This is a genomic window from Nonomuraea sp. NPDC005501, assembly GCF_040605905.1.
In the GTDB taxonomy this organism is placed as follows: domain Bacteria; phylum Actinomycetota; class Actinomycetes; order Streptosporangiales; family Streptosporangiaceae; genus Nonomuraea.
On the sequence record NZ_JBEXDT010000022.1, the window covers coordinates 35,815 to 48,359 of the forward strand.

The 12,545-nt window shown below is 71.9% G+C and carries 12 protein-coding genes; 8 read left to right on the forward strand and 4 right to left on the reverse strand.

Annotated features, from left to right (window positions below; genetic code table 11):
- Positions 1-166: 166 nt before the first annotated feature.
- Positions 167-802, reverse strand: a complete 636-nt coding sequence (locus ABZS51_RS14160) for a DUF5941 domain-containing protein (RefSeq protein ID WP_310708208.1) — start codon at positions 800-802, stop codon at positions 167-169.
- Positions 799-2,304 carry a CDP-alcohol phosphatidyltransferase family protein gene (locus tag ABZS51_RS14165; protein ID WP_355439972.1) on the reverse strand — a complete coding sequence of 502 codons (1,506 nt, stop codon included), beginning with the start codon at positions 2,302-2,304 and terminating at the stop codon, positions 799-801. The genes ABZS51_RS14160 and ABZS51_RS14165 overlap by 4 nt, the downstream gene beginning before the upstream one ends.
- 93 nt (positions 2,305-2,397) lie before the next feature.
- On the opposite strand from ABZS51_RS14165, the gene ABZS51_RS14170 reads away from it, so the two are divergent.
- Complete coding sequence (locus ABZS51_RS14170) at positions 2,398-3,792, forward strand: bifunctional cytidylyltransferase/SDR family oxidoreductase (RefSeq protein WP_355439975.1); 1,395 nt, start codon at positions 2,398-2,400, stop codon at positions 3,790-3,792.
- 160 nt (positions 3,793-3,952) lie between these two features.
- Here the strand turns inward: ABZS51_RS14170 and ABZS51_RS14175 are convergent, their stop codons facing one another.
- Complete coding sequence (locus tag ABZS51_RS14175) at positions 3,953-4,993, reverse strand: glycosyltransferase family 2 protein (RefSeq protein WP_355439978.1); 1,041 nt, start codon at positions 4,991-4,993, stop codon at positions 3,953-3,955.
- Between the two features lie 82 nt (positions 4,994-5,075).
- Between ABZS51_RS14175 and ABZS51_RS14180 the strand changes: the two genes are divergently transcribed.
- The 7 genes from ABZS51_RS14180 to ABZS51_RS14210 all read left to right on the forward strand — a co-directional run bounded on the left by ABZS51_RS14180 (position 5,076) and on the right by ABZS51_RS14210 (position 10,985).
- The gene (locus tag ABZS51_RS14180; RefSeq protein ID WP_355439981.1) at positions 5,076-6,542 is read left to right on the forward strand and encodes an LCP family protein; all 1,467 of its coding nucleotides are present in this window, start codon (positions 5,076-5,078) and stop codon (positions 6,540-6,542) included.
- 34 nt (positions 6,543-6,576) lie between these two features.
- Positions 6,577-6,924, forward strand: coding sequence for an STAS domain-containing protein (locus ABZS51_RS14185; protein WP_310708213.1), 348 nt, complete (start codon positions 6,577-6,579; stop codon positions 6,922-6,924).
- A gap of 178 nt (positions 6,925-7,102) precedes the next feature.
- Positions 7,103-7,942, forward strand: coding sequence for an LLM class flavin-dependent oxidoreductase (locus ABZS51_RS14190; RefSeq protein ID WP_355439984.1), 840 nt, complete (start codon positions 7,103-7,105; stop codon positions 7,940-7,942).
- A 227-nt stretch (positions 7,943-8,169) separates the two neighbouring features.
- Complete coding sequence (locus tag ABZS51_RS14195; protein ID WP_355439987.1) at positions 8,170-8,910, forward strand: DUF4097 family beta strand repeat-containing protein; 741 nt, start codon at positions 8,170-8,172, stop codon at positions 8,908-8,910.
- Between the two features lie 428 nt (positions 8,911-9,338).
- The gene (locus tag ABZS51_RS14200; protein ID WP_310708216.1) at positions 9,339-9,749 is read left to right on the forward strand and encodes a VOC family protein; all 411 of its coding nucleotides are present in this window, start codon (positions 9,339-9,341) and stop codon (positions 9,747-9,749) included.
- A gap of 79 nt (positions 9,750-9,828) precedes the next feature.
- The gene (locus tag ABZS51_RS14205; RefSeq protein WP_355439990.1) at positions 9,829-10,293 is read left to right on the forward strand and encodes a helix-turn-helix transcriptional regulator; all 465 of its coding nucleotides are present in this window, start codon (positions 9,829-9,831) and stop codon (positions 10,291-10,293) included.
- Between the two features lie 215 nt (positions 10,294-10,508).
- Positions 10,509-10,985 (forward strand): DUF1801 domain-containing protein, encoded by a 477-nt coding sequence (locus tag ABZS51_RS14210; protein ID WP_355439993.1) that lies wholly within the window; start codon positions 10,509-10,511, stop codon positions 10,983-10,985.
- A 71-nt stretch (positions 10,986-11,056) separates the two neighbouring features.
- On the opposite strand, the gene ABZS51_RS14215 is transcribed toward ABZS51_RS14210, so the two are convergent.
- Complete coding sequence (locus tag ABZS51_RS14215) at positions 11,057-12,541, reverse strand: MDR family MFS transporter (RefSeq protein ID WP_355439996.1); 1,485 nt, start codon at positions 12,539-12,541, stop codon at positions 11,057-11,059.
- Between the last annotated feature and the right edge of the window lie 4 nt (positions 12,542-12,545).

Here is a 12,545-nt window from a genome sequence, read left to right on the forward strand (position 1 = left end):
CTCCTCAGTCGAGCATGACTCCGTACGGACGGACCCCGTCCCCGCGGCGGGTCGCTGAACGCGCCCCACCGTACGCACGGACTCCGTCACGTGGTGGGTCGCCGGACGCGCACCACCGTAGGCCCAAAGGTTAGTTGGCTTTGGGCCCTGTGCGGGTAATCCGGCGTCAGTCTTGTGTTCCCATGTCGGCCACCTCGGGCGCGGGCTCCGGTCCGGAGCGGGGCGCGGCGAGCCAGCAGGTGAGGCTCTCCCACGCGAACAGGCCCCACAGGTAGAGCGCGAGGAGCGCGTAACCGAACGTCATCACGCCGGCGACGCCCGCCAGCGCGATGACCAGCATCCGCCCCTCCCACCCGAGCCCGAACTTGGACAGCCACGGCGGCGGGTAGACCCGCTGCCGCAGCCGGTACACCAGGTCGTAGTGGTGGAAGGCGAGCGCGCCCAGCAGCACCACGATCAGCACCGGATGGACGCCGTGGGCGAACCCGCAGGCGGCGACGAAGGAGTACTCGATCACCCGCAGGATCGGCGGCACCAGCCAGTCGAAGCGGCCGTCGTGCGGGTGGGAGCTGCCCGGCCCGGCCAGCAGCAGCGTCACGGCCGGCGCGAAGAGCGCCAGCCCGTCGCTGCCGGCCACGCCCAGCATCAGCAGCACGCCGGTGACGAACGCGCCCGCGACGACCGGCGGCAGCGGCGGGAGCTGGCCCGCCACGAGCGCGCCCATGCCGCGCGAGAGCGACCCGTCGTCGCGGTAGGCGACGACCGTGCTCCTCGGCACCGGTGTCATGTGCACGGTGATCATCGCGTCGACCTCGCGATCCGCCCGGTGAGCTGGTAGAGGGCCGCGACGCTGCCCCAGGTGATGAGCGCCGCGAACGTCACGCGGGCGTTGAACAGCGCGGCGGTCACGGCGATCAGCGCCATCCGCTCGCCGATGGGCAGGACGATCATCTTCTTCGCCCAGCGGACGATCGAGTCGCGCTCCAGCCGGTGGGCGATGCCCAGCACTCCAGGCGCGGGAGCGCCGGCCCGCCCGTCGGTCTCCTCCAGCAGCGAGCGCACCGGCTTGGCCCACATCGCGCCGATGCGGTTGGCGTCCGCCACCGATCCCCCGAACGCGAAGTCGATCGCGTGCCGGACGACCTGGAGGATCATCGCGGCGATGGCGAGGTACCAGATGCCGTCGGGTCCGCCGTTCTGCCACGGCAGGCCGTCGGCGTAGCCGAGCGCCAGACCGGCGTAGACGACGTACTCCTTCAGCCGGTCGGCCATCCCGTCCGCCCACGCCCCGAGCGGGGTGAACGCGCGGGTGTAGCGGGCGAGCTGGCCGTCCAGGCAGTCGAGCACGAACGACAGGTAGACCAGCGCGGCCCCCGCCACCTGCCCGCCGCGCGTGCCGGCCGAGAACCAGACCGCCGCGAGGACGGCCAGGGCGACGGAGCAGCCCGTGACGGTGTTGGGCGTGAGCTTGAGCCGGGCCGCGGGGCGCACCAGATGGCGTGACCAGGTGGAGACGAAGAACGTGGTGAAGAAGCCGTCGCGGTCCTTGATCGCGGTGTCGAGGCGCACCTGGTCCTCGTCCACCTCCGCGAGGCGGGCCATCGCGCCGTCGCAGGTGGACTGCCCGGTCACCCGGTCGGCGTGCAACCGGCCGAGCCGGGCGGCGCGGACCCGCGCGCCGGCCCTGACCATGCCCACCAGGAGCAGGTCCACGGCCTCGATGGTGCTGACCGGGCCGAGCCGCCCGCTCTCGGCGAGGTCGGCCAGCTCCTCCGCGACGTCGGCGAGCGAGGCGAGGTCGCCCTCGCCCGCCTGCAGCACGCCGCGGAAGGTGGCGTTGGCCTGCGGAACCGTGTGGAAGGAGCTGCCCGCGGCGACCACCCGGCCGCCCTCCACCCGTACGGGCGGGCGCAGCGGCCCGCCGTCCGCGTCGGACGAGACGAGCGCGGCGGAGCCGCGCGCGGGGTGCTGGAGCAGCAGCCCCAGCGCGTCGGTGTGGGCGACGAGGTCGGCGGGCAGCACGACGACGGCGCCGGTCGAGCCGCGGGCCAGCTTGGCCACGGCCCGCAGGTCGGCGCCGAGCCCTCCGGCGTTTTCGGCATGCTCCGCGTCGGGCCGCTCTCCGTGCGTGAGCAGCGCACCGCCTGGCGTCAGCACCTGTACGTCGCGGACGGAGAGCGTCGCGAGCTGGTCGCCGAGCCGGTCGAGCAGTGTGCCGTCCGCGCAGGAGAGCCTGCATGCCGGAGTCGTGGCGAGCAGGACCACCGAGGCGGCCGAGCTCGCGCGGGTCAAGGAGTCGGTCAAAGCGCAGGTCCTCCCGGTAGTGAGGGAGTGCGTGGACTCAGCGTAGCGACAGGGCGACGGGATATCACGGACCCAGACCGTTACGCTCCGGGTATGGATTCTGGGTTGCGCGCCGTCGGGGTCGTTCTGGCGGGCGGAGTGGGGCAGCGGATGGGGCTCGGGCGGCCCAAGCAGCTCGCCACGATCGCCGGGCGGACGATCCTGGAGCACACGATCGCCCTGTTCGACGGCTCCCCCGACATCGACGAGGTCGTGGTGCTGATGACGCCGGGCCTCGCGGACGAGGCGAGGGAGCTGGTCGGGCGCGCCGGGTTCCGTAAGGTCAGCCAGGTCGTCGAGGGCGGGGCGAGCCGCACGGAGAGCACCTGGCGGGCGCTCCAGGCGATCGGCACGGAGGAGTGCGACGTGCTGCTGCACGACGCCGTCCGGCCCCTGCTGGAGCCCCGGATCATCACGGACTGTGTGCGGGCCCTGCGGACCCACCGGGCCGTCGAGGTGGCGATCCCCAGCTCCGACACCGTCTTCACGGTCGATCCGGGCCCGGCCGGGGAGACCATTGCGGAGGTTCTGGACCGGTCGCGGCTGCGGCGCGCGCAGACGCCGCAGTGCTTCCGGCTGTCGGTCATCAGGGAGGCGTACGAGCGGGCGCTGGCGGACCCGGACTTCGGCAGCCGGCCGGCGACGGACGACTGCGGGGTGGTGCTGCGGTACCTGCCGGACGTGCCCATCCACATCGTGCCGGGCAGCGAGCGCAACCTGAAGATCACTCATCCGGTGGACGCGCGGATCGCGGCCGGCCTCCTCGCGACGTCGCCGGTGCCGGTGGTGCCGGAGGCGGGCCTGCGGGCGGCGCTGGCGGGGCGGACCGTGGTGGTGCTCGACGCGGGGGCGGGTCCGGGGGGCGCAGGTCCTGAAGGCGCGGACGCGCGGGTGGCGGCGGAGCTGGCCGAGCTGGCCGCCGGGCACGGCGCGGTGGTGCGGGTCCTGTCCCGCGAGCGGGACGGGCTGCGGCTGGACGACCATGCCGCCGTGGCCAAGGCCCTGGCCGGGGTGGGGCGGATCGACCACCTGGTCCTGGCCGTGTCCCCGGGACGGGCGGGGAGCCTCGTGGACGCCACGGACGAGAGCGTGGCCGAAGCGGCGGTGTCCGGCTACCTGGGGCCGGTCAACGTGGCGCGAGCGGCGTACCCGCGCCTGCGGGAGAGCGGCGGGGGGCTGCTCCTGCGGGCCCCGGCGCCGCCGGACCCCACCGGCATGGTGGACGCGGCGGGGGCGGTGCCGGGCCCGGGGGACGCGCTGCGGGCGCCGGCCGGGGCGGCGGTGACCGCGCTCGCCCGGTCCCTGGCCGCCGAGTGGGCCGTCGAGGGCGTGCGGGTCAACTGCGTCACCGCCGGCGGGACGGCGGGCGAAGCGGCGCGGGCGTCGCTGGCCGTGCTGGCGTCGGGCCTCACGGGCCAGGTCGTGGACCCGTCACTCGGGGACGGCTGACGCCCTCTCACTCGGGGACGGTGACGCCCTCTCACTCGGCGACGGCTGACGCCCTCCGCGAGCGCCCGGCCATCCGTACGGCACGGACCGGCTCGTACGGGGCGCGGACGGCCCCGTACGGGCGCGTGTCACCTCGTGGTGCGCGCGCCCGTGGCGGTCGTCAGTGCAGCGCCAGGTGGCCCTGCTGGGGCGACGGGCGGGCCAGCTTGCGGGGGCTGGTCAGGAAGCCCCAGCCCCACGAGAGGTGCATGGTGGCGTACACCAGCGGCAGTTTCGCCTTGACCGCCGCCGGATGGCCGCTGCCCGTCAGCACCGAGCCGACCACGATGGCCAGCGCGTAACCGCCCGGGATCACCAGCCCGAGCGGGAAGAACGGCGAGACGACCAGCCCGAGCGCGATGGCCAGCACGGCGGCGGGCGGCGCGAGGTAGCGCAGGTTGATCGTGCCCTCGTGGGTGCGCGAGACGACGCGGCGCCAGCGGCCGTAGTGGAAGTACTGCTTGGCCAGCGCCTTGACGTTGGGCCGGGGCCGGTAGGACACCCGCATGCGCGGCTGGAACCACACCAGGCCGCCGCTCTGGCGGATGCGGTGGTTCATCTCCCAGTCCTGGGCGCGCTGGAAGTGCTCGTCGTAGCCGCCGACACGGTCGAGCGCGGAGCGACGGAACACGCCCAGGTAGACCGTGTCGGCCGGGCCGGCCGTGCCGCCCACGTGGAAGGCCGCGGCGCCGACGCCGATCTTGGAGGTCATGGCGCAGGCGACGGCCTGCTCGAAGGCGGTCACGCCCTCGGCAGCCATGACGCCACCCACGTTGTCGGCGCCGGTCTCCTCCAACGTCTCGACCGCCACCCGCAGGTAGTCGGGCGGCAGCATGGCGTGCCCGTCGACCCGGGCGACGATGCCGTTGCGCGAGGCCGCGATGGCGGCGTTGAGCGCGTTGGGCGTGCGGCCCGTCGGGTTGGGCACCACGACGACCCGCCGGTCGGCCGCCGCGATGGCGTCGGCGACCTCCTGGGTGCGGTCTTGGGAGGGTCCCACGGCGAGGATGACCTCGATCTCGCCCGGATAGCTCTGGGCGAGGATCTGGTGGACGGCCTCGCGAAGATGCCGCTCCTCGTTGAGGACCGGCATGACGACGGAGATGGGCGGCCAGCTTCGGGTCTCCGCTGGCGCGTGCGGCGAGTCGGGGAACTGCTTCATGGCGGGGCTCACGCTACTGTACGGGCAGGGGAGGAGGGCAATCGAAGGCCCGATCCTCGCGGCGGCACATGAGGGGGACGGGATGCGCGACCCGGGCGAGGAGGACGCTGGGGTGCATGTGGGCGGAGACGCCTACGGCGGCGTCAGGCTCGCGCCAGGTCGTAAACGCAGGCAAGGACGCGGCGCCCGGGCGCGTCGGCGCAACCTGATCCTGTCCGGCCTGTTGTCGGCCGGGGTGCTGGTCGGCACCGGCGTGGTGTGGGCGACCCCCAGGCAGATCGGCACGGTCGACGCGGGCGTGACCGAGCCGGTGTCCCGCGGCGCGATGAACGTCCTGCTCGTCGGCGTCGACAAGCGCGACGACCTCACCCGTAAGCAGCAGAACCAGCTCAAGCTCGGCCGTGAGGTCGGGCAGCGGACCGACACGATGATGGTCATCCACCTGTCCGAGGACCACAGCAAGGTGACCGTCGTGAGCCTCCCCCGCGACACCTGGACGACCATCCCCGGCAAAGGCCAGCACAAGATCAACTCCGCGTACCAGTTCGGCGGGCCGAAGCTCGCCAAGCAGACCGTGGAGCAGGTAACGGGACTGTCCATCAACCGCTACATCGAGGTGAACGTCCTCGGCTTCATCGACGTCGTGGACGCGCTCGGCGGCGTCACGGTGTGCACCCCGGTCGCCATCAACGACCCCAAGGCGGGGCTCACGCTCACCGCCGGGACCCACGAGCTGCACGGCGCTCAGGCGCTCGGCTACGCCCGCACCCGCGCCACGGCCCGCTCCGACCTCGACCGCATCGACCGGCAGCAGCAGGTCATCTCCGCGCTGCTGAACCGCGCCCTCAGCGCCGGCACGCTGGCCAACCCGGCCAAGCTGGCCGGGTTCGTCGACTCCACGCTGCGCACGATCAAGGTCGATCCCGACGACGGGCTGATGGGGCTGGCCACGCAGATGCGCGACGTCTCGCTGGACGACGTCGCGTTCGCGGACGTGCCGTTGAAGAACGTGGACTTCAAGGCGCCGACCGGCGAGTCGGCGGTGCTGTGGGACGAGACGGCGGCGCGCGAGCTGTTCCGGCGGATCGGCGCCGACGAGGACCTGGTCAAGCCCAGCCCCTCGCCCTCCGCCTCCTCCTCGGCGAGCGCCACCGCCAAGCCGGCCGGCGAGGCGATCCCGCCGGAGCGCATCGCGGTCACGGTCAAGAACGGCACGCTCGTCACGGGTCTGGGCGCCCGGACGAAGGAGGCGCTGGTGGCGGCCGGGTTCCGCGTGCCGGACCAGCCGGGCAACACCCCGCGCAAGGACTACAAGAAGACGGTCATCCGCTACGCCGCCGACCGCGAGGACTCCGCCCGCACCGTCGCCGCCGCGATCCCCGGGGCGGAGCTGCGCGAGGCGGCGGATGTCAAGGGCGTCGAGGTCATCGTGGGCAGCGACCAGCCGAAGATCTCGAAACCGGCCCAGACGGCAACCCCAGGGGTGAAGCCCACGTCAACCGCTACACCGACTGCGAAAACGGCAACTCAGAACATATGCAAGAAATAGGTATAAGTATCCTAACAACGGGCACTGGACCGTCATGGTGGTCAAGTACTGGCGGGAGGACCTCTGCACGGTTGTGCGCGTTGTCGGTGATCTCGACGTGGCCGGAGCCCCGCGTCTGCGGGCGGAGCTGGACCACATCCTCACCAGGACCGACTCAAGCAACGTGGTCATCGACCTGACAGCGGTCCCGTTCTGCGATTCGGTAGGGCTCGGCGTTCTGGTGAGCGCGTTCAACCATGTTCACCACGTACATGGCAGACTCATCCTCGTGCTGGCGGACGGCATGATCAGCCACCTCCTCACCATCACCAACCTCGACCGTCACTTCGAGACGGCCTCGTCGGTCGAGGAGGCGTGCTCGGCGGTGTCGGCGGCGGCCTGACTCCGGGCGGCGACCTGAGGCCGGATGACCGCGGCCTGCCGGCGTACTGGATACTCGGATGCCGATCGGCCGCTGCCCTCTACCGGCAGGCGGCCCGTGGAGGCGATCATTCCTCGGAGGCGTGGCACGCCGCCGGGGATGGTCGTGCCGCCCGACGGTGACGACACAGGAGGCCGCTGTGAGGCTCGGAGTGATGTTCGACCGCGACCTGGCGCCGGAGCTGCTGGTGCCCTTCGCGCGGGAGCTGGACGGCCTGGACGTGGCCGACCTGTGGGTCGTGGAGGACCTGGGGTGGACCGGCGCCGTGTCCGCGGCCGCGACCGCGCTGGCCGTGACCGAACGCCTGCGGGTCGGCATCGGCATCACCCCCGCTCCCCTGCGTAATCCCGCGCTGCTGGCGATGGAGCTGGCCAACCTGGCCCGCCTGCACCCCGGCCGGCTCGCCGCCGGCATCGGGCACGGGGTACAGGACTGGATGCGCCAGGTCGGCGCCGCCGTACCGTCGCCGCTGGCGCTGCTGGAGGAGACGATCACCTCCGTACGGGCCCTGCTGCGCGGTGAGACCGTGACCCTGCACGGCCGGGCGGTGCAGCTGGACGGCGTCTCGCTCGTCCACCCGCCCGCCGAGCCGCCGCCGGTGCTGGCCGGGGTGGTCAGCCCGCGCTCGCTCGCGCTGTCGGGCCGCGTGGCCCAGGGCACGATCGTCCCCGAGGGGCTGCGGCCCGACCGGTTGCCCGCCATCCTGGAGCAGATCGGCGCGCCGGAGGGGCACGAGCTGGTGGCGTTCACGTTCCTGTGCGTCGGCGACGACGCCCGTGAGGTGATGCGGCCGGCGGCGGAGGGCCAGGCGGCGTTCCTCGACGTGACGCCCGAGGAGGTCGTCATGGCCGTGGGCTCGCCGGAGGAGGCCGCCGCGCAGGTGCGCGAGCTGTGGGAGGCGGGGGCGACGACGGTCGCGGTACGGCCGATGGGCGCCGAGCCGCTGTCCCACGTTCGCAAGCTCCTCGCCGCCCTCTGACCCGGCCGGCGGGAAGACTCTTCTGACCCGTTTCGCCGGTGAGACCCTTCTGACCTGTTCGGCGGTGAGACCCTTCTGACCCGTTTCACCGGTGAGGCGCTTCTGACCCGTTCGCCGGTGAGGAGCGCGGCATTGTCCGGTCACGGAGGGAAATGCGGCCGAACGGCGGAGCCGGACTCGGCCGGATGGCCGATGGCGGGGCGGCGCCGCCGGACGACGATCTTCCCATGAGACGCATCACGGGGACGATGGCGGCGGTGGCGGTGACCGTGCTCGCAGTGGCGACGGCCGGCTGCGGGATCGAGCTGGACGCCAAGGAGGTGCACGGCAGCCGCGCGTTCGCGCACTCGGGCGGGCAGCTCACCATCCGCAGCTCGACGGGCGGCCTGCGCATCCTGCCCGGCGACCCGGGCGGGGTACGCGTGGACCGGTGGGTGCGCGGCAAGGCCGCCGGCGACGGCAACGCGTCCTGGTCGCTCAAGGACGGGGTCCTGCGGCTGGGCGCCGACTGCACGACGGTGTTCGGTGACTGCGGCGCCCGCTACCACGTACGGGTGCCGCCCGGCGTGCGGATCGTGGTGCAGGCGGCGGAGGAGGGCGTGATCCTCGACGACCTCGCCCAGGACGTGGACGTGTCGACGCACGGGCCCATCACGGCGCACCGGACGTCGGGACGGCTGCGGCTGCTGGGCGCCGACGGGGTGGTCGCGGGCGAGGGGCTGAAGTCGGCGAGCGTACGGGTGCGGACGAGCTCAGGGGCCGTCCGGCTGACGTTCGCCGCGCCGCCGACGGAGGTGGACGTCATGTCGCGTGACGGCTACGTCAGGACGACGGTGCCCCGGGGGGCGTACGCCGTGACGGCGCAGAGCCGGTACGGCGACGAGCGGTCGCAGGTCAAGGACGTCCGGAGCGACCGGACCATCGTCGCGAAGAGCACCTCCGGCGACATCCGGATCCTCACCCGCTGACCGCATTCTCACGGGGGAGATTTCGGGGATGAGCGCAGCTCCGCCTCCTTGCAGCGGGGTCGCGTCGTGCCGGTCGAGGTCCTCCTGCGAACGCCAGACCTCGTAGCGGAAGAACCGGCCGTCCCCCTGCTCGTGGAGGTGGTACTGCGGACCGCCCTCGTGCGCCGGCCCGGCGAGATCGTCGATCGGGCAGACGGTCACCGCCCTCCACCGGCAGCCGGATTGCGCGCATGTGGCGCGACAGCCAGGACTGCCCTCCGCCACCACGTCCTGGCGACGTCGAGCCCGCGGCGGCCCGCCCGCAGCCGACCGGTTCCCGCCATCCCGGACGTCGCGTAGGCCATCGCCGGCAGGAGTCGATCCCGGGTGGCCGGACCGATCAGTTTTGGAGAAGCACAGGTCACCGGGCCCCGGATACCGTGACAGCCATGGACATCACCATTCACACGACCTTCCTCCCGCATGACGACCCGGACGCCGCTGTGGCCTTCTACCGCGACACCCTCGGTTTCGAGGTACGCAGCGACGTCGGGCACGGCAAGATGCGCTGGATCACGGTCGGCCCTGTCGGCCAGCCCGGGACGTCCATTCTCCTGGCGCCGCCGGCCGCCGACCCCGGCATCACCGAGGACGAGCGCCGCACGATCATCGAGATGATGGCCAAGGGCACCTACGGCTGGATCCTGCTGGCCACCAGGGACCTGGACGGCACCTTCGAGAAGCTGCAGGCCGGCGACGCCGAGGTGGTCCAGGAGCCGACGGAACAGCCGTACGGCGTTCGGGACTGCGCCTTCCGCGATCCCGCGGGCAACCTGGTCCGCATCCAGCAGCTTCGCTGAGCCCCGCTCCACCCTCACCGGCGAGCACCTCGCCGTGCGGCCCGGGTGCTCGCACACATCGATGAAAAGGAGTTCTCTCATGTGTCATCCCGCATGGGGACGCGCGCTCACCGCGGCACAGCACCTGAACGACCTCGCGCGACTGCGCGGCGTCCGCGATCGGATCGACCGCGAGTACGCGCAGCCGCTGAACGTCGAGGCGCTGGCCCGCAGCGTGCACGTGTCGGCCGGGCACCTCAGCCGGCAGTTCCGGCTCGCCTACGGCGAGTCGCCGTATGCCTATCTGATGACCCGGCGCATCGAACGCGCGATGGCGCTGCTGCGTCGTGGCGACCTCAGCGTCACCGACGTCTGCTTCGCGGTCGGCTGCTCGTCGCTGGGCACCTTCAGCACCCGCTTCACCGAGCTGGTCGGCATGCCGCCCAGCGTCTACCAGCGCCGCACCGCGGGCGCCGGGGCCGGGATGCCGTCGTGCGTGGCCAAGCAGGTGACGAGACCGGTCAGGAACCGAGAAGCGCCCGTCAGCGAGCCGCAGCCGGCGTGACCGACATGACCTGCTCGGCAGGGACGCCCGGCCCTTCACGGACCCGGACGGGTTCGCGTGGGTGGCCGCATCGCCGGCGACCACGCCGTGACCTGCCGCTGTCGTCACCCGGGCGGCAACCGATCAGTTTTCGAGAAGCCTTCACCGGCGGCGGATCTCTAGCATCAGATTGTCCGGATCAACCCTTGTAAGACTTGTATGAGAGGAAATTTGCCATGGAGAGCACGCAGACGTCCGCCAAGAGCACCGGCGCAGCGGCGGAGAAGTACGACGGATTCACGGAGGAGGAGCGGAGCGCGATGAAGGAGCGCGCCCGGGAGCTGAAGGCGTCCACGCGGCGCGGCTCCGGCGCGGCCAGGCCGGACCCGGAGAGCGAAGTGCTCGCGAAGATCGCCGAGCTGGAGGAGGCGGACCGCGTCCTCGCCGAGCGCATCCATGAGATCGTCAAGGCCAGCGCGCCGGCCCTCTCGCCGGAGCTCTGGTACGGGATGCCGGCCTATGCCAGGGACGGCAAGGTCGTCTGCTTCTTCCAGAGCGCCCAGAAGTTCAAGGCGAGGTACGCCACGCTCGGCTTCAACGACCCGGCGAACCTCGACGAGGGCACCATGTGGCCGACCGCGTTCGCTCTGACGCAGCTGACCCCCGCCGACGAGGCACGGATCGGCGAGCTCATCAAGAAGGCCGCAGGCTGAGCCGGCCCTTCACGTGACTGTCGGACAGGCGCCTTCTGAACCGTGGTCCACCCGCCGTCGCCACGCTGGTGTCATCGACCGGGTTCCTCGAGCTCACCGACGCTGTCCGCACGGGCCGGCAGGAGCAGGGCGGTGACGACCACAGCCAAGGACAGCACCGCTCCGATGATGAAAGCCAGCCGCATGCCGCCGAGGTTGGCGAGTGCCTCGCTGACGCCTGCGGATCTCAGGGCATCGGCTCGCGCGCTCATCACGGTGATCACGAGCGCGGTGCCGAAGGCCGCGGCGACCTGCTGCAGCGTGCTCAGGATCGAGCTGCCGTGAGAGTAGAGGTGTGAGGGAACCGCTCCGAGCCCGAGCGTGAACACCGGGGTGAACGTCGCGGCCAGACTCACCATCAGCAGCGCGTGCAGGCCGAGGAGCTGCCAGTACGGCATGGTCATCGTGACCTGGGTGAAGCCGGCGAGCGCGAGCGTGATCCCGATCGCGCCGGGGATGACCAGGACCCGGCCACCGAACTGGTCGAACAGGCGGCCGACGGCCGGACCGAGCAGGCCCATCGCGAGGCCTCCCGGCATCACGAGGAGCCCGGTCTCCAGAGGGCTGAGCTCGCGGACGTTCTGCAGGTACAGCGGCAGCATGATCATCGAGCCGAGCATCGCCATGAAGGCCACCGACATCAGGATCAGCGCGACGGTGAAGGTGCGGTGACGCAGGGTACGCAGGTCCATCAGCGGCGCACCGCGCTTCTGCAACGCCAGCTGGCGGACGACGAAGACGGCGATGGCGACCAGACCGGCTGCCACGATCGCGGCGGCAAGACGGACGTCACCGCCCTCGAACCGGCTGAGCCCGTAGACCAGGCCGCCGAAGCCGGCGGCGGCGGTCACCACGCTCAACCAGTCGATGGTGCTGAGCTCGGGCTCTCCGACGTTCTCGAGCTGCTTCAGGCCGCGCCAGGTGATCACGGCGGCGATGGGGAGCACCACGGCGAACAGCAACCGCCAGGACCCGAATTGGAGGATCACCCCCGAGACCGCCGGGCCCATCGCGGGCGCGACCGAGATGGCCAGGGTGACATTGCCCATCACCCGGCCCCGCTCCGCCTCCGGCACCACCTGCATCAGCGTGGTCATCAGCAGCGGCATCATCACCGCCGTCCCGGACGCCTGGATGATGCGGGCGCCCAGCAACACCTCGAACGTCGGCGCGACGGCGGCCAACGCCGTCCCGATCAGGAACAGACCCATCGCGGTGGTGTACGCGCGGCGGGTGGACACCCGCTGCAGGAACCAACCGCTGATCGGGATGACAGCTGCCATGGTCAGCATGAACGCGGTCGAGAGCCACTGCGCGGTCTGCTCGGTGATGTGCAACGCGCCCATCAGCCGCGGGATCGCGTTGATCATGATCGTCTCGTTGAGGATGACCACGAAGGTGGCCAGCACCAGCAGCCGAACCACGGCCGGGGTGCGACCTTGAACGGCGGTCGCTGATGTGGCGGGTGAGTCGAGCTGTGGGCTGGACACGGCACCTCGATCGGGATTGTCGGACATGACG